The organism is Rhodopseudomonas palustris, from assembly GCF_003591005.1.
Taxonomy (GTDB): Bacteria; Pseudomonadota; Alphaproteobacteria; order Rhizobiales; family Xanthobacteraceae; genus Rhodopseudomonas; species Rhodopseudomonas palustris_K.
On sequence record NZ_QYYD01000031.1, the window covers coordinates 18733 to 35432 of the forward strand.

The window sequence follows — 16700 nt, forward strand, 5'->3', positions numbered from 1 at the left end:
TCGCCGCGATGAATCCGGCTGCCGAAACGACGACGGCCTCCCGTCTCAAGGAGGCCGTCGCGCATCGCGATGGTTAGCGGGCGGTTAGCAGCCCGGGCTGCCGCCGCTTACATCAGCTTGTCGAGCGTGATCGGCAGATCGCGGATGCGCTTGCCGGTAGCGTTGAAAACAGCGTTGGCGACCGCGGCGCCGACGCCGGTGATGCCGATCTCGCCGATGCCGCGGGCGCCCATCGGGGCGCGCGGATCGGGAATGTCGGTCCAGATCACGTCGATCTCCGGCACGTCGAGATGCACCGGGACGTGATACTCGGCGAGGCTCGGATTCATCACCCGGCCGCTGCGCTCGTCGAACTGCGTCTCCTCCATCAGCGCAAGGCCGAGGCCCATGATGATGCCGCCGCGGAACTGACTGGCCGCGGTCTTCGGATTGAGGATGCGGCCGCAATCATAGGAGCCGAGGAACCGCCGCACGCGGGTTTCGCCGGTGACGCTGTTCACACCGACTTCGCAGAACAGCGCGCCGAACGAATGCATCGACCAGTGCATGGTCTCGAGCGGCGCCGAGGCGCTGCCTTCAGCCGAGACATGATCGCGCCCCGCACGGGTGAGGATCGAGACGTAGCTCTCGTGCCGCGACGGATCGTCGAGCTTGGCGAGGCCGCCGTTCAGCGTGCCGACCTCGTCGGCGCTGAGGCCCGCAAGCGGCGAGTCGTTGCCGGCGAGCTTGAGCAGCTCGTTCAGCAGCACGCGGTGCGCGGCGATCACCGAGGCGCCGATCGACGCGGTCTGCTGCGAGCCGCCGGCCAGCACCACACCGGGGAACGTCGAGTCGCCGTAAGCAAACGTCACCTTGTCACGCGACAGGCCAAGTCGGTCGGCGACGACCTGCGTATGCGCCGTCGCGGTGCCCATCCCCATCTCGTGCGCGGCGATCTCGACCTTGGCGGCGCCGTCACGCGTCAGGGTGATCCGCGCCGCGCCGCCCGGCATGCGGTGATACGGATAGGTCGCGGTGGCGCAACCCATGCCGACGAGCCACTCGCCGTCGCGCACGCTGGCGGCCGTCGGGTTGCGCTGCGACCAGCCGAAACGCTCGGCGCCGCTTCGCCAGGCCTCGACGATGCGACGCGATGAGAACGGCGTGCCCTTCAGCGGATCCTCGCCCGGCTGATTGAGGATGCGCAGCTCGACCGGATCCATCCCCAGCGCTACCGCAATTTCATCGATCGCCGACTCCATCGCGAAAGTGCCGACGGATTCACCCGGCGCCCTCATGAAGGTGTTGGCGAGCATGTCGAGGTGAACGATCTCGACATCGAGCTTGATGTTCGGCGAGCCGTAGCTCGACATCGTCGGCAGAATGAACGGCTCTGGAAATGCATTCTGCTTCGAGGTCGCGACCGTGCCGGTGTGGATCAGCGACACGAAGCGGCCGCCCGGTTCGGCGCCGATGGCGAAGCGCTGCTCGGTGAGCGTGCGACCGCCGATCAGCCGGTACACGCCCTCGCGAGACAGCGCGATGCGCACCGGCCGGCCGGCGAGCTTCGACGCCGCGGCGCCGAGCACCTGATGCTGCCACAGGCATTTGCCGCCGAAGCCACCGCCGACGAACGGCGAGGTGACGTGGACCTGCTCCTCGGCAATGCCGAAGATATCGCCGAGCGACCAGGCGGTGTGCTGCACCGCCTGCGAGGCGTCGTGCACGATCAGCTTGTCGCCCTGCCACGTCACCGTGGCGGCGTGCGGCTCGATCGCGTTGTGATTGTGCCGCGGCGTGGTGTAGCGACCATCGACCCGCACCGGCGCGGCGGCGAGCGCCGGCTCGGCCTTGCCCTTCTCGGCCTTGAGCGGCTGGCCCATGAACAGGCCAGGCTCGGTGCCCTTCGCCTTGGCCGTGGCGAAGCTGGTCAGCGCCGGCTCGGCCTCGTAGGTCGCGCGGATCAGCGCGACGGCGTGATCGGCCTGCTCCTGTGTCTCCGCCAGCACCAGCGCGATCGGCTGGCCGTTCCAGTGGATGCGGTCGTCCTGCATGATCGGCAGATTGTCGCCGCCGCCGGCCTTCTCGGCGGTCATGAAAAGCGGCATCGGCTTCATGCGCGGCGCGTTGCGGTGAGTCATCACCAGCGCAACGCCGGGCGCGGCTTCCGCCGCGGCGGTGTCGAGCGTGGCGATCCGGCCTTTCGGCACGGTGCTGAACATCAGCGCGGCGTAGAGCATGCGGTCGAGCGCGAACTCCGCGGCGAACGGCGCGGCGCCGCGGACCTTCAGCGGGCCGTCGACGCGCGGGACGGAGGCGCCGATCGAGCCGTGCTTGGTGCGGATCAACGGATCCGGATCGCCGCCCGGCATCCAATTATCGGGAGCCAGCGCGACGGCCTTTTCCATGACATCCATCATGGCGCCGCGCACCGCTTGCTTGGCTTCGTTGACGATGCTCATCGGGCATCTCCTGCGAGTTCGCCGAGCACCGCGGTGATCGTGCGTTTGGCAAGTTCAATCTTGAAAGCGTTGTCGCGCAGCGGCACCGCATCGGCGAGTTCGGCCTCGGCCGCGGCACGGAACGCCTCTGCCGAAGCGGCACCGCCGCGCAGTGCCTGCTCGGCTTTCAGCGAGCGCCACGGCTTGTGGGCGACGCCGCCGAGCGCCAGCCGTACGTCCTTGACCTTGCCGCCCTCGAGTTCGAGCGCGGCGGCGACCGACAACAGTGCGAACGCGTAGCTCGAGCGGTCGCGGACCTTGCGATAGGTCGAGCGCGCCGCGATCGGGTGCGCCGGCAGTTCGATCGCGGTGATCAGTTCGCCGGGCTGCAGCGTGGTCTCTTGGTCAGGACGATCGCCCGGCAGGCGATGGAAGTCTGCGAACGGCAGCGTCCGCTTGCCGGCGCTACCTTCGAGATGCACCACCGCGTCGAGCGCGACGAGCGCCACGCACATGTCGGACGGATGCGTGGCGACGCAGGCTTTCGATGCACCGAGGATGGCGTGGTTGCGATTGAAGCCGTCGATGGCATCGCAGCCCTGCCCCGGGCTGCGCTTGTTACAGCGCGAGCCGGCGTCGTCGTAGAAGTACGTGCAGCGTGTCCGCTGCAGCAGATTGCCACCCACGGTCGCCATGTTGCGGATCTGTGCCGAGGCGCCCGCCAGGATGGCACGCGCCAGCAGCGGATAGCGCGTGCGCACGGTGCGGTGCTCGGCGAGCGCGGTGTTGCGCACCGCGGCGCCGATCAGCAGGCCGCCGTCGCCCCGTTCGGTGATCGCCGCCGGCAGGCCGGTGATATCGACCAGCGCGGTCGGACGCTCGAGCGTCTCGCGCATCAGGTCGACCAGATTGGTGCCGCCGCCGAGAAACTTGGCTTGCGCGGCGCCACCGAGCCGCACCGCTTCGGCGACGTCGCCGGCGCGTGAGTAATCGAAGGGAGTCATTCTGCGGCCTCCGCGTAGGTGTCGCGGATCGCCGCGATGATGCCGTTGTGAGCGCCGCAGCGGCACAAATTGCCGCTCATGCGTTCGCGGATTTCGTCATGGGTCGGGGCGACGTGGTCATCGCCGAGATCACGCGTCACGTGGCTCGGCACGCCGCGCTTCGACTCGGCCGCCATGCCGATCGCCGAACAGATCTGCCCCGGCGTGCAGTAGCCGCATTGGAAGCCGTCGTGCTCGATGAAGGCTTGTTGCAACGGATGCAGGCCCTGTTCGTTGGCCAGGCCTTCAATGGTGGTGACACTGCGGCCAGCGTGCTGCACAGCGAGCGACAGGCAGGACACGATGCGCTCGCCATCGACCAGCACCGTGCAGGCGCCACAGGCGCCCTGGTTGCAGCCCTTCTTGGTGCCATGCAATTGGAGCGTCTCGCGCAACAGGTCGAGCAGAGAGACGCGCGGGTCGGCGGGGACGGGGAAGTCGACCCCGTTGATGCAGATCGCCGCGGACGCGGCTGGTCGAACAGCGGTCATATGACCTCCTTCGGGACGGAGCTGAAGCAGAGACGCAAGCAACCGCGACCGCCGCATTGCTGCGCGGAACGGAAAATCGCTAACCGCTGAGCGGCTGCTTGGTTCGGGCGTTGGTTGGTTGGCAGCGATGCTGCGTAGCCCGGCAGGCATCGATATGAGATAACGAACCGGTAATGCTTTATACGGAACATCGTTCCGTTTATCAAGAGGTATTCTTGTGACCGACGAGCCGCCGCGTAAACCTGCCGCACGGGCTGCAGCCGGCACGCCGCGTCGGGTCCGCGCGGACGCCCGGCGCAACCTGCAGACCGTGCTGGACGCCGCGGTGGCGGTGTTTGCGGTTTCCGGGGTGGACGCGCCGGTGCGCGAGATCGCCGAGAAAGCCGGCGTCGGCGTCGGCACGCTGTATCGGCATTTCCCGCAGCGCTCGGACCTGATCGTCGCGGTGTTTCGCAACGGCGTCGACGCCTGCGCGGACGCGGCGGCGGAGCTGGCCGACAAGCATCCGCCGATCGAGGCGCTGTCGCGCTGGATGCAGCGCTATGTCGACTTCATCGCCACCAAGCGCGGCCTCGCCGCGGCGCTGTATTCCGGCAACCCGGCCTATGACAATTTGCCGGCGTATTTCGAGCAGCGACTGCTGCCGGCCCTGCAATCACTGCTGGACGCCGCCGCTGCGGCCGGCGCCGTGCGGCGCGACACCGACCCATATGATCTGCTCAGGGCCGTCGCGCAGCTGTGCACCCCAGGTCCCGGCGCCGACGCGGCGCATACCAGCCGCATGGTCGCGCTGCTGATCGACGGGCTGCGTTACGGCGCGGACGGCGGGGGATAGAAATTTCTCAAATAGCTAGAGAGGCTGTCTTGAGACCAGCGTCTCCAAGTTCTGATTCTGCCGCGTCCGCCGGCGCGCTGGCCAACGTCGAAGTTTGATTGGATCGAGGCCACGGCGAGCACGGCCTGCTCCTTCTCCCCGCGCGCGGGGAGAAGGGTGGCCGAGCGCGAGCTTGTTGAGCCATCAGGGTCACAAGGATAGCAGGCGCTCAGGTTTGCGGAGGCGCCCCCTCACCCGGATTGCTGCGCAATCCGACCTCTCCCCGCGCGCGGGGAGAGGTTTTCGCGCGGCGGCGTTGCTTCATCCAAAGCTGGGCGGCGCGTTCGACCGCGCCTGCCCAACGCAAACGGCCTCCCCAAAGGGAGGCCGTTGCCGTCTTATCTCATCGGTTATCTCAATCGTCGTCGTGCTCGATGATCACACGGCGGCGCGGCTCCTCGCGATATTGCCGGCGGACCACCACCGTCTCGTCGGGCTCACGCTCACGATAGACGCGGCGCTCGCGCACGTAGCGATCCTCGCGGTCGTAATACGGCCCAGGGGCGCTGCCGACGGTGACCCCGACCGGGCCGACGCCGATGCCGACGTCCTGGGCGCTGGCCGCCGTGACGGCGGCGGTGGAAAGCGCCGCCAGCGCGGCGGCGGTGATGGCAATCTGCTTGATCATGCTGTCGCTCCGTACGTTGAATGGCGATGTTGAGCCAATTCGTCGCAGGGCGCATCGTTCCGCGGCTGCAGAGACGGCGCGTACGGGCGATCTGATTGGGTGAGACTGGAAGACTGTACGGGATGGTGGGCGCGACAGGGATCGAACCTGTGACCCCCTCGATGTCAACGAGGTGCTCTCCCGCTGAGCTACGCGCCCTTAGTTCGTCTTCACGGGTGGCGTCCCTATATCGGCTCCGGGCCGGTCAGGCAAGGACACCAAAGCAGGATTTCGACGGCTATTTCACGCCGCCAGCATCTTGTTCACTTCGCTGACCAATTCGCGCAGGTGCACGGGCTTGGAGAGCACTTTGGCGTTCTTCGGAGCTTCCGAATCGGAATTCAGCGCGACAGCCGCAAAGCCGGTGATGAACATGATCTTGATGTCGGGATCGAGCTCCGAGGCGCGGCGCGCCAGCTCGATGCCGTCCATCTCGGGCATCACGATGTCGGTCAGCAGCATTTCGAACGGCTCCTCGCGCAGCCGCTGATAGGCCGACATGCCGTTGTCGAAAGAGGATACCTGGAACCCTGCGTTTTCCAACGCCTTGACCAGAAACCGGCGCATGTCGTTGTCGTCTTCGGCGAGGAGGATCTTGTGCATCATTGCTGGACTTCAAATCCGGTCGGAGAACTGTGATTCACTTAGACCGGCTGTTGGTAAATTTCGGGTGAAATTCTCGCGGTGTGGACGTCAGAAGGCAAGCGATTGGTGCAGGATGCGCCCATCGGGCAGGCAGCAGGCACGATCTTGTGCTCTCACAGTTAGGCCAAAGCTGGAATGATTTTGCTTGGCACACGGTAACATTGCCGACAATGTTGCCGTTCACGACAGGCGGTTGCAGAGCGGCGCGGGGACCAACAGACTTGACGAACGGCGGACGACGATGACCGGGTTCGACGGCGAGTTCTCGCCTCCGTTCGAGATTTGCGAACCGCAAACCTGGCGTGCGCCGATCATTTTCAATTCGCCGCATTCGGGATCGGTTTATCCGAACGCTTTTCTGAATGCCTCGCGGATCGATCTCGAAGCGCTGCAGCGCTCCGAAGATTCGTTCATGGACGAATTGATCGACCACCTCTCCGCCCGCGGCTTTCCGGTGGTGCGCGTCCACTTCCCGCGCTCGTTCATCGACGTCAATCGCGAGCCCTACGAGCTCGACCCGCGGATGTTCAATGGCCGGCTGCCGAGCTTCGCCAACACCCGGTCGATGCGGGTGGCCGGCGGCCTCGGCACCATCCCGCGCGTTGTCGGTGACGGCCAGGAGATCTATCGCGAGCGCATCGCCATCGACGATGCGCTGGGCCGAATCGAGACACTGTACAAGCCGTATCACCGCGCGTTGCGGAAGTTGATCAGCCAGGCCTACGACAGTTGGGGCGCGGTGCTGCTGGTCGATTGCCATTCGATGCCGTCGGTCGGCGTCGCGCGTGACGAGCCGCGGCGCCCCGACGTGGTGATCGGCGATCGCTATGGCACCAGCTGCGCGGCGCTGATCCCGAGCGTGATCGAGGAAACGATGGCCGCACGCGGCTATTCGGTCGGCCGCAACAAGCCCTATGCGGGCGGCTTCATCACCGAACATTACGGCAATCCGTCCCGCGGCCTGCACACGGTGCAGGTCGAACTCAACCGCGCCATCTATATGGACGAGCGGCTGCGCGAGCGAAGCGAACGATTTGGTAGGGTGGCCGAGGACTTTACTGTTCTGGCTGATGCGCTGGCCGCCATCCCGCTCAGCGATCTGGGCCCATTCCAGGCCGCCGCGGAATAGGCGCAGCCAATTTCGTGGACAATTAGTCTTAAAACCCTCACCTCCTTACCGTTGATTGAAATCAAAAATACAACTTTACCGCGCGATTTTGTGGTTGATTTAGTCAGTCTTTAACAGGGGTCGCCGCAAGTTCCGGTTGCGGAACTTATTCCGTGCACCACCCTTTGGAGAATAGTCGTGAAGAACCTGGTTCGGAAATTTCTGTCCGATGAGTCGGGGGCCACTGCCATCGAGTATGGCCTCATCGCAGCCGGTATTGCTCTGGCGATTATCGTTGTGGTTCAAAGCCTCGGCGGGACGTTGGCGGAGAAATTCACAAGTCTGAACACCCAGATCAAGGGTACGGCCGGCGGCGGTTCCGGCTCCGGCGGCTAGCCCGTCTCCGCGGGTGTCGGCGACCGCACCCTTCTGGTGAGCTCCATCCTAGCAGGGCGTTCTCACCCGCCGACACTTGCACGTCCCTGCGCCTGGACAGCAGGGACGGACCTCCCGGACAAGAAAAAGGGCCGCTTGCGATGGCAAGCGGCCCAAGTCTAGGGAGGAAACGCCCAAGGAGGGCAGCGATAGCGCGAGGCGCTACCGCACCGCAACAATATGCGGCCGCGACGCACAAAGCGCAAGTGTTTTTGCGCGTTTTTCCATGCAAAAAACGCATGTCAGGGCACCGCCAGCATGTGCGGGAGGACGGCATTTATTTGAGCCAAATCAATGAGATGGAATTGATTGTCTCAGTCTGCCTGCGACCAAATCACCCGAGTTCCGAGCCTTCACAGCCTCATCGGGACGGCAAAAAGCGAACTGAACGCAACGACCATGCGAAAAATGTGAACGCGACTTCGATGAATGGTTCAGCCTCTGGACCCCTTGCCGCGCTGTAGAATAAGCAGAGCGGACAAGCGGGGTTTCGGGCAAGCTAGGGCCTCGCGCAGTTTTTAACCCGCGCCGACAAGGATTGCCCGTGACCGTAATCGACTTCGCCGCCTTTATCGGACGTCTCGCAACCTCATCGGGCGACACCATCCTGCCGTTCTTCCGCACCTCGCTGACGATCGACAACAAGCTGCAGGGCCGCGATTTCGATCCGGTCACGGAAGCTGATCGGGCCGGCGAAGCGGTGATGCGCCGGCTGATCAAGGCGAGCTTCCCCCAGCACGGCATCGTCGGCGAAGAATTCGGCAACGAACGTGCGGACGCAGACTACGTCTGGGTGCTCGACCCGATCGACGGCACCAAATCCTTCATCGCCGGCTTCCCGGTGTGGGGCACGCTGATCGCGCTGCTGCACAAGGGCACGCCGGTGTTCGGCATGATGCACCAGCCGTTCATCGGCGAGCGGTTTTCCGGCGATAACGGCTCGGCGTCGTACAAAGGCCCGTCCGGCGAGCGCCGGCTGACGGTGCGGCGCTGCCCCGCGCTGAAGGACGCGACGCTGTTCACCACCTCGCCGCTTCTGATGAACGAGGCCGACCGCGCCATCTTCGAAAAAGTGCAGGCCGAAGCGCGGCTGACCCGGTTCGGTGGCGATTGCTACGCCTATTGCATGCTGGCGGCTGGTCAGCTCGATCTGGTGATCGAGACCGAGCTGAAGCCCTACGACATCGCCGCGCTCATCCCGATCGTCACCGGCGCCGGCGGCATCGTCACCACCTGGGACGGCAAGCCGGCGCAAAGCGGCGGCCGCATCATCGCGGCCGCCGACAAGCGCGTGCACGAAGCGGCGCTGAAGATCCTCAACGCCTGACGCTGCAGCCGCATCATCGCGGCAGCGCCAATCCCTCGACCATGGCGCGCAGCGCGGCCAGCCATCCGGCGCGATCGTCGCCCCGAGCCAGGGCCAGCGCCGCACGGTCGTAGGCCGCGCCGAACAGCTGCGCGGTTTGTTCGATCGGCACCCGCCTCAGCACGCCTGCATCGACCGCCGCCTGCAACCCGTCGCGCAACGTGCGAACGCCGTTGCGGCTGTCGATGGCATCGGCCTGCTCCTGCCCGAGCACGGCCGGCGCATCGACCAACAGCAGCCGCGTCCGGCCTGGCGCCGCCATCGCCTGCAGATAAGCCTCGCCGCCGGCAACCAACGCGGCGATCGGCGACCCGGCCGAAGGTGCCGCTTCGATCTCGGCCGCGACCTCCGCCGATTCGGCCTCGATCACGGCGCGGAACAGCGCCTGTTTGTCGGCGAAGTGGTGGTACAGCGCCCCACGCGTGACACCGGCAGCTTCGACCAGGTCCGGCGTGCTGGTGGCCGCGTAGCCGTGAACCACGAAGGCCTGCCGGGCCGCGGCGATCAATCCCGACCGGGTGGCGCTGGAGCGCTCAGGGTTGGTGCGTCGCTTCGTCACTCGCATACATACAGCCTGTATGTTATTAAACATACACAGCGTATCTTTGTTCGACCAGGGAGGGAAGCTATGCGCGCGACCAGCTATTATCCGGTGATCATGACCGACGACGTCCGGGGCACAGCCCGATTCTACGCCTCGCATTTCGGCTTCCGGGCGCTGTTCGACTCTGACTGGTACGTCCATCTGCAGTCCGCCGACGATCCGACCGTCAATCTTGCCGTGTTGGATGGAGCCCACCGCACCATTCCGGAGGCGGGGCGCGGCAAGGTTTCCGGACTGATCCTGAACTTCGAAGTCGAGGATCCGGACGCCGAGTACGCGCGGCTGCAGGCGGCGGGGCTGCCGATCCTGCTCGCGCTGCGCGACGAGGCGTTCGGCCAACGCCATTTCATCACCGCCGATCCGAACGGCGTGCTGATCGACATCATCAATCCGATCCCGCCGAGCGCGGACTACGCTGCGCAATACGTCGAAGGCGCCGCTGCAACGCAGGCATAAGCGCGGAGCCGGTTGTGCGTCGTCGCGCGATCGGTCAGGTTGCGCGCCGTGTCTGACCCGCTTCTGCTTCTCATCGCCGCCGTTTTTGCCTTCGCCGGCTTCATCAAGGGCGTCATCGGCCTTGGTCTGCCGACGGTGTCGATCGGCCTGCTCGCGGTGGTGATGCCGCCGGCGCATGCCATGGCGATCGTCATCGTGCCGGCCATCGTCACCAACATCTGGCAGACCTTCGCCGGCCCCTATCTGCGCGACATCCTGCGGCGGCTGTGGCCCTTGATGCTCGGCGCTGTCGTCGGCATCCGGCTCGGTTCCGGCCTGATGACCGGCCCCTATGCGCGCTACGGCACGCTGGTGCTCGGCGGACTGCTGGTGATCTACGGCATCATCGGCCTCAGCCGGTTTCGCTTTCAGGTCGCGCCCGCGCAGGAGAAATGGATCGGCGGACCGGTCGGCCTCATCACCGGCGTGGTATCGGCCGCCACCGGCGTGCAGGTGATCCCGTCGATGCCGTTCATGCAGGCGATCGGCATGGAGAAGGACGAGCTGGTGCAGGCGCTCGGGGTGTTCTTCACCACCGCGACGCTGGCGCTCGCCTTCAACCTGACCGATGCCGGGCTGTTGTCGGTCGCCACCGCCCTGCCCGGCGCGATCGCGATGGCGGCCGCCTTCGCCGGCATGTTCGTCGGTCAGGCGGTGCGCACGCGGATGCATCCGGACTCCTTCCGTCGCTGGTTCCTGATCTCGATCATCGGGCTCGGCTGCTACCTCGCCGCCGAGACGCTGATCCGGATGTTCGGATGAGCGGGCGCGTACCAACCTGGCACGACCTGCGTCCCGACACCGCGGCCCAAAAAACGCTTTGTTAAGCTGATTGAAACCGCCGGAGCGCCTCCTGAGTACGGGGGCTCTGACGAGCAGACGGGATTCGATCACGCATGACGACATCAGGCAGCAAGCTGACGCGCATCGCCACAGGCATTTTCCTTGGAGCCGTGCTGCTGCCGGCCGCCGCGTCGGCGCAGAATCCGTTCGACGTGTTCAATCTGTTCGGCGGGGCCGGCAAGCCGTCGGCGCCCACCGCGCAACCGGCCAACATCACCACCCAGACCCCGGCCACGCCGAGCAGCAGCACCGCTCCGGAGTGGAGCGGCGAGGACGGTGGCTCGGGCCATCCGCTGATGACCGCCCAGGCGATCCGCCAGGCGGCCGCCAATTTCGACGGCTGCGTCGCGGCATTTTGGCCCGAAGCGTCGCGCCGCGGCATCTCGCGCGACAGCTTCGAGCGCTACACCGCCGGGCTTTCGCCGGACCTGCGGCTGATGGACCTGATGGATTCGCAGCCGGAATTCACCAAGGCGATCTGGGACTATCTCGATATCCTGGTGAACGACAACCGGCTCGCCCGCGGCCGCGAGATCCTGGCGCAGTACAAGCCGCAATTCGACGCCGCCGAGCGCGCCTACGGCGTCGACCGCTACATCATCGCGTCGATCTGGGGAATCGAGAGCAACTACTCGACCCAGATGGGCGACCGCTACGTGGTCAACTCGACCGCGACGCTGGCCTGCGTCGGCCGTCGTCAGGCGTACTTCAAGGACGAATTCCTCACCGCGCTGGAGATCCTGCATCGCGGCGATCTGCGTCCCGAGCAACTCAAAGGCTCGTGGGCCGGCGCATTCGGCCCGACCCAGTTCATGCCCACTGCGTTCAAACGCTTCGCCGTCGACGCCGACGGCGACGGCCGCCGCGACGTCGTCGACAACCCGGCCGATCTGATCGCCTCGACCGCCAACAACCTCAAGAAGGACGGCTGGCAGAGCGGCCAGACCTGGGGCTACGAAGTGGTGATGCCGCAGGGCTTCGACTACATGAAGGCCGACCGCAAGCAGATGCTGACGCTGGCGCAATGGGAGCAGCTCGGCATCAAGCGCCCGAACGGACAGCCTTTCCCACGCAGCGCCGACAAGGCCTATGTGCTGGCGCCGGCCGGCTCGGAAGGTCCCGGCTTCCTGATGCTCAACAACTTCCGCACCATCATGAAGTACAACCCGGCCGAAGCCTATGCGCTGGCGATCGGCCATTTCGCAGACCGCCTGCGCGGCGGCGCGCCCTTCGTGCAGCCCTGGCCGCGCCACGAACGCGTCCTCTCCCGCAGCGAACGCCTCGAACTGCAACAGCTGCTCGCCCAACGCGGCTACTACCGCGGCACGCCCGATGGCCAGTTCGGCAGCATGACGAGAGAAGCGCTACGCAATTTCCAGGCCTCGATCGGCACGCCGGCGGACGGGTTCGCGACCGGGGATATGCTGGAGAAACTGAGAGGACGTTGAAGACGCCGATCAGCGGCAGCCCGGAACTGCGGCTGACCTCAGAGCCGGACGTCCAGGCACCCTCGACCATCGGCCGTGCCCCTTGACGGCGGCGGCCGATCGCCGGCCTATGGCGGGCGATGACCTGCCCGGTTGCGGCCCGAATCCGCTAGTATAGGCAGACCTCCTGTTCCCGTTGCGAGCGCGGCCGAAGCGTATGTCCGACAAGCCGAAATCCCTGCTGGGCTTCCTGACCGCGCGCGGGCCGGCGCTGGCGATCTCTGGATTGCTGCTGCTCGGCGTGGCGGCGCCGGCGTCGGCGCAGTTCTTCGGCTTCGGCGGGCCGTCGCAGCCGCCGCCGCGCCCACCGCGCGGCGTCGGCAATGGCGGCGGATATTACAACGGCGGCGGCGGCGGATTCTTCGGCAACGAGGTATTCGCGCCGTTCCAGCACCAGGCGCCGCGCCGCTCCGCGCCGGTCCGCGAGGACTATTCCCGCGCGCCCGCGCCCGAGAAGCGCGAAGCCGCCGCCGAGCGCAACGTCGTGGTGCTGGGCGACGCGATGGCCGACTGGCTGGCTTACGGCCTCGAGCAGGCCTATGCGGAGCAGCCGGAGATGGGCGTGATCCGCAAGCACCGCACGGTGTCCGGGCTGCTGCGCTATCAGCCCAAGGGCGAGCCGTCCGACTGGATCGGCGCTGCCAAGGAAATTTTGGCCGGCGAGAACCCCGACGCCATCGTGGTGATGCTCGGCCTCAACGACCGCGCGCCGATCGCCGAGACCGCCGCCGACAAGAAAGCCGACGCCAAGCCGGATGCGGCCAAGCCGGATTCCACCAAGCCCGACGCAGCCAAGCCCGACGACAAGACCGCCGACAGCGACGCGGCCGATGACGACGAGGACGACGACGGCGCGCCGCAGATCATGGCGCCTGACAAATCCAAGCGCGGCAGCGGCGTCGCCCAGTTCCGCGACGCGCGCTGGGTCGAGCTCTACAACAAGAAGCTCGACGACATGATCGCGGTGCTCAAAGCCAAGGGCGTGCCGGTGCTGTGGGTCGGCCTGCCGGCGGTGCGCGGCACCAAATCGACCTCCGACGCGCAATTCCTCAACGCGCTGTATCGCGACGCCGCCGCCAAGGCCGGCATCACCTATGTCGACGTCTGGGACGGCTTCGTCGACGAAGGCGGCCGCTACATGCTGCAGGGCCCCGACTTCGAGGGCCAGACCCGCCGGCTGCGCTCGTATGACGGCGTGTATTTCACCAAGGCCGGCGCCCGCAAGCTGGCGCACTATGTCGAGCGCGAGATCGCGCGGCTGCTCGCCAGCCGCTCCGGCCCGATCGAACTGCCGACCGAGCCGGCGACGCCAGATACCACGCCCGCCAAGCCCGACGGCCCGCCGCCGCGGCCGGTCGCCGGCCCGATCGTGCCGCTGGTCGCTTCCGCAGTGTCGACCGACAAGCTGCTCGGCGGACCGGGGCCATCGCCGGTCGCGGTCGACGCGCTGGTGGCGCGCACGCTGGTGAAGGGCGAGCCGCTCGCCGCGCCGGCCGGCCGCGCCGACGACTTCGCCTGGCCGCGCCGCGAGATCGTGGTCGAGAAGGCGCAGGAGCCGCCGCCGCCCAAGGAGCCGCCGAAGAGCGCGGTGCCGATGGCCAGCGCGACGCCGAACAGCGCCGCGCCGACGCGCTCGGGCGGACAACAGCAGCAGGCCCAGCAGCAGCAGCGCCGCGTCGTCCGCTCCGCGCCGCCTCCGCCGCCGCCGGCCGCATCGGGCTTCTTCGGCTTCTCGCCGGGCCCGCAACAGCCCCAAGTCCGCCGCGCCCCGCCGCCGACCGCATCGGGATTCTTCTCGATCTTCCGGTGAACTCGTTCAGCGACTCGCCGCGCGTTGCGCGGCCAGTGCTGATCACCGCCTCTCCAGTGCAGGAAGCGGTTCGCACCTACGCCGTAGGATGGGTTGAGCGCAGCGAAACCCATCAACGCCTCGCCGCGAAGTGATGGGTTTCGCGTTGCTCAACCCATCCTACGCCGATGAGAGGTTCCGGGTTCGCGGAGCTGCGCTACGCGCCCCGGAACGACGGTGGGTGGGGCAAGAGGCTTCTACACTTACAAAATCAACCCGCCGTCCACCGCCAGCGTCTGGCCGAGCACGTAGCTCGACAGCGGCGAGGCGAGGAACAGCGCGACGCCGGCCATGTCTTCGGGGGTGCCGAGGCGCTTCATCGGGATGCCTTCGATGGCGCCGGCGAGGCGCTTCGGGTTTTCGGTCGTCACCTTGGTCATCTTGGTATCGACCAGGCCGGGCGCGATGCCGTTGACGCGGATGCCGTCCTCGGCCCAGGCCTGCGCCAGCGTCCGGGTCAGGCCGAACGCGCCGGTCTTCGACGCGTTGTAGGCCGGGTTGCCCTTGGTGGCATGGAACGCCGCGGTCGACGACACGATGATCAGCTTGCCGCCCGACGCCTTCAGCAGCGGATGGAATTTCGTCGCGCAGGCCATCAGGCTCATCAGGTTGACTTCCATCACGTGGCGGAAGCCGTCCATCTCGAACTCGCCGCGGCGATAGATCACCGCGCCCTGCGCCAGGATCAGCACGTCCAGCCGATCGATCGGCGGCGCGAAGGCTTCGACCGCCTGCGGCTTGCCGACGTCGAGCTGCACGTAACTCAGTCCGTCGAAGTGACTGCCGTCCGCCGCCGCGTAGTCGGCCGGCGACGCGCGCGTCCCGGTGACGCACACCTTGGCGCCGCGCGCCGCGAACGCCTGCGCGATGCCGTTGCCGATGCCGCTCGAGCCGCCGACGATCAGCACCTGCTTGCCGCCAAAATCGAGTTCGTTCATCGCGAACCTCCCGTTGTTGTCGTTGCCGCGGCTCTTGCGCCGGCCGCGTTTGACCTGTGTGTCGATCGATGCCAGCCTTGTCAATCGGAGCCGGGCCGCGCCACGCGCCCGAGTAATTCCGCAACAAGAAACAACCGGAGGAAACCGATGTCGTACAAACCCCTCAGCCGCTCCGTCAAAGGCCTGCGCGTGCTCGTCACTGGCGCGGCCAGCGGCATGGGCCGCGCCACTGCGCATGTGTTCGCCGACGAAGGCGCGCGCGTCGCCGTCACCGACGTCAAGCTCGACGCCGCGCAGCCGGTCGCCGACGCCATCACGGCGCGCGGCGGCGACGCGACCGCCTTCGCGCTCGACGTCGGCGACGCGCAGGCGATCAGGAGCGGCGTCGAAGCGATCGCGCAGACGCTCGGCGGGCTCGACATCGTTATCAACAACGCCGGCATCTCGGCCGCGCTGCCGATCGACGACGCCAACTACGAGGCGGTGTGGGAGCGCGCGCTGAACATCCTGCTCACCGCGCATCCACGCGTGATCCGCGCCGCGCTGCCTTACTTGCGCAAGTCAGCGAGCCCGCGCATCGTCAACATCGCCTCGACCGAAGCGCTCGGCGCCACGTCGCCGCACAGCCCGTATTCGGCCGCCAAAGCCGGCGTCACCGGGCTGACGCGTTCGCTCGCCGTCGAACTCGGCCCCGAAGGCATCACCGTCAACTGCATCTGCCCCGGCCCGATCACCACCGCCATGACCGACCGCATCAGCGCCGAGCACAAACAGAAATACGCAAGACGCCGCACCGCCCTGCACCGCTACGGCGACCCGGAAGAAGTCGCGCATATGACGCTCAGCCTGTGCCTGCCCGCGGCCTCGTTCATCACCGGCGCGGTGATCCCGGTCGACGGCGGCTTGATGGCGAGGAATGCGTGAGGGGATACGCGGGGGCGTGTTCCTCGCCCCATCCCCGTCGTTCCGGGGCGCAGAGCGCAGCTCTGCGAACCAGGAACCCCGAAGCGTTCTGCCCGCCTCAGATTCCGGGTTCACGCAGCTACGCTGCGTGCCCCGGAATGACTCGCGGAGAGTTTGTAGTTCGTAGGATGGGTTGAGCAGCGCGAAACCCATCGCGGCGCGGCGGGGCTTTGATGGGTTTCGCTGCGCTCAACCCATCCTGCGGCGTTGGGGCGGACCGGTCACAGCAGCAGAACCGTTCTACCGCATTTCCCGCCCACCGTCGTTCTGGGGCGCGTAGCGCAGCTACGCGAACCCGGAACCCCGAAGCGTTCTGCCGCCCTGAGATTCCGGGTTCACGCAGCTTCGCTGCGTGCCCCGGAATGACTCGCGGAAAGTTTGTAGTTCGTAGGATGGGTTGAGCAGCGCGAAACCCATCGCGGCGCGGCGGGGCTTTGATGGGTTTCGCTGCGCTCAACCCATCCTACGGAGT

16 protein-coding genes and 1 tRNA gene are annotated in these 16700 nt (G+C 66.7%); 9 read left to right on the forward strand and 8 right to left on the reverse strand.

The features are described from left to right. Positions 1-107 precede the first annotated feature (107 nt). From D4Q52_RS22845 to D4Q52_RS22855, 3 genes are read right to left on the reverse strand one after another with little or no spacing between them, the layout of a single operon-like run. Positions 108-2396: a xanthine dehydrogenase family protein molybdopterin-binding subunit gene (locus D4Q52_RS22845; protein ID WP_210210163.1), complete on the reverse strand. Its 2289-nt coding sequence runs from the start codon at positions 2394-2396 to the stop codon at positions 108-110. A 41-nt stretch (positions 2397-2437) separates the two neighbouring features. Then, positions 2438-3424 carry an FAD binding domain-containing protein gene (locus tag D4Q52_RS22850; RefSeq protein ID WP_119858879.1) on the reverse strand — a complete coding sequence of 329 codons (987 nt, stop codon included), beginning with the start codon at positions 3422-3424 and terminating at the stop codon, positions 2438-2440. Continuing rightward, the gene (locus tag D4Q52_RS22855) at positions 3421-3954 is read right to left on the reverse strand and encodes a (2Fe-2S)-binding protein (protein WP_119858880.1); all 534 of its coding nucleotides are present in this window, start codon (positions 3952-3954) and stop codon (positions 3421-3423) included. The genes D4Q52_RS22850 and D4Q52_RS22855 overlap by 4 nt, the downstream gene beginning before the upstream one ends. A gap of 217 nt (positions 3955-4171) precedes the next feature. Here D4Q52_RS22855 and D4Q52_RS22860 point away from each other — a divergent pair, with 217 nt between their 5' ends. After that, positions 4172-4789, forward strand: a complete 618-nt coding sequence (locus tag D4Q52_RS22860) for a TetR/AcrR family transcriptional regulator (protein ID WP_119858881.1) — start codon at positions 4172-4174, stop codon at positions 4787-4789. A 394-nt stretch (positions 4790-5183) separates the two neighbouring features. Here D4Q52_RS22860 and D4Q52_RS22865 read toward each other — a convergent pair whose 3' ends face one another. The 3 genes from D4Q52_RS22865 to cpdR all read right to left on the reverse strand — a co-directional run bounded on the left by D4Q52_RS22865 (position 5184) and on the right by cpdR (position 6098). Beyond that, positions 5184-5456, reverse strand: a complete 273-nt coding sequence (locus tag D4Q52_RS22865; RefSeq protein WP_119858882.1) for a hypothetical protein — start codon at positions 5454-5456, stop codon at positions 5184-5186. Positions 5457-5579: 123 nt separating this feature from the next. Further along, positions 5580-5654: transfer RNA gene (locus D4Q52_RS22870), tRNA-Val, on the reverse strand. An 84-nt stretch (positions 5655-5738) separates the two neighbouring features. Beyond that, a complete protein-coding gene (cpdR, locus tag D4Q52_RS22875) occupies positions 5739-6098 on the reverse strand; it encodes a cell cycle two-component system response regulator CpdR (RefSeq protein ID WP_011443381.1) in 360 nt (119 codons plus the stop codon). A 283-nt stretch (positions 6099-6381) separates the two neighbouring features. On the opposite strand from cpdR, the gene D4Q52_RS22880 reads away from it, so the two are divergent. The 3 genes from D4Q52_RS22880 (at position 6382) to hisN (ending at position 9010) form a co-directional block, all read left to right on the forward strand. Further along, positions 6382-7269 carry an N-formylglutamate amidohydrolase gene (locus D4Q52_RS22880; protein ID WP_119858883.1) on the forward strand — a complete coding sequence of 296 codons (888 nt, stop codon included), beginning with the start codon at positions 6382-6384 and terminating at the stop codon, positions 7267-7269. Positions 7270-7446: 177 nt separating this feature from the next. Beyond that, complete coding sequence (locus D4Q52_RS22885) at positions 7447-7644, forward strand: Flp family type IVb pilin (RefSeq protein WP_119858884.1); 198 nt, start codon at positions 7447-7449, stop codon at positions 7642-7644. A 583-nt stretch (positions 7645-8227) separates the two neighbouring features. Next, positions 8228-9010, forward strand: a complete 783-nt coding sequence (gene hisN, locus D4Q52_RS22890) for a histidinol-phosphatase (protein ID WP_119858885.1) — start codon at positions 8228-8230, stop codon at positions 9008-9010. Between the two features lie 13 nt (positions 9011-9023). Here the strand turns inward: hisN and D4Q52_RS22895 are convergent, their stop codons facing one another. Further along, positions 9024-9614: a TetR/AcrR family transcriptional regulator gene (locus tag D4Q52_RS22895; protein WP_119858886.1), complete on the reverse strand. Its 591-nt coding sequence runs from the start codon at positions 9612-9614 to the stop codon at positions 9024-9026. A gap of 63 nt (positions 9615-9677) precedes the next feature. On the opposite strand from D4Q52_RS22895, the gene D4Q52_RS22900 reads away from it, so the two are divergent. From D4Q52_RS22900 to D4Q52_RS22915, 4 genes are all read left to right on the forward strand, one after another. Beyond that, on the forward strand, positions 9678-10109 hold the full coding sequence (locus tag D4Q52_RS22900; protein ID WP_119858887.1) for a VOC family protein: 432 nt from the start codon (positions 9678-9680) through the stop codon (positions 10107-10109). A 48-nt stretch (positions 10110-10157) separates the two neighbouring features. Beyond that, positions 10158-10910, forward strand: a complete 753-nt coding sequence (locus D4Q52_RS22905; protein ID WP_182915416.1) for a sulfite exporter TauE/SafE family protein — start codon at positions 10158-10160, stop codon at positions 10908-10910. Between the two features lie 134 nt (positions 10911-11044). Next, a complete protein-coding gene (locus D4Q52_RS22910) occupies positions 11045-12439 on the forward strand; it encodes a lytic murein transglycosylase (protein WP_119858889.1) in 1395 nt (464 codons plus the stop codon). Between the two features lie 196 nt (positions 12440-12635). Then, positions 12636-14288, forward strand: a complete 1653-nt coding sequence (locus tag D4Q52_RS22915; RefSeq protein WP_119858890.1) for an SGNH/GDSL hydrolase family protein — start codon at positions 12636-12638, stop codon at positions 14286-14288. A gap of 242 nt (positions 14289-14530) precedes the next feature. Here the strand turns inward: D4Q52_RS22915 and D4Q52_RS22920 are convergent, their stop codons facing one another. Beyond that, positions 14531-15265 carry an SDR family NAD(P)-dependent oxidoreductase gene (locus tag D4Q52_RS22920; RefSeq protein WP_119858910.1) on the reverse strand — a complete coding sequence of 245 codons (735 nt, stop codon included), beginning with the start codon at positions 15263-15265 and terminating at the stop codon, positions 14531-14533. A 147-nt stretch (positions 15266-15412) separates the two neighbouring features. Between D4Q52_RS22920 and D4Q52_RS22925 the strand changes: the two genes are divergently transcribed. Then, positions 15413-16189, forward strand: coding sequence for an SDR family NAD(P)-dependent oxidoreductase (locus D4Q52_RS22925; RefSeq protein WP_119858891.1), 777 nt, complete (start codon positions 15413-15415; stop codon positions 16187-16189). Positions 16190-16700 lie beyond the last annotated feature (511 nt).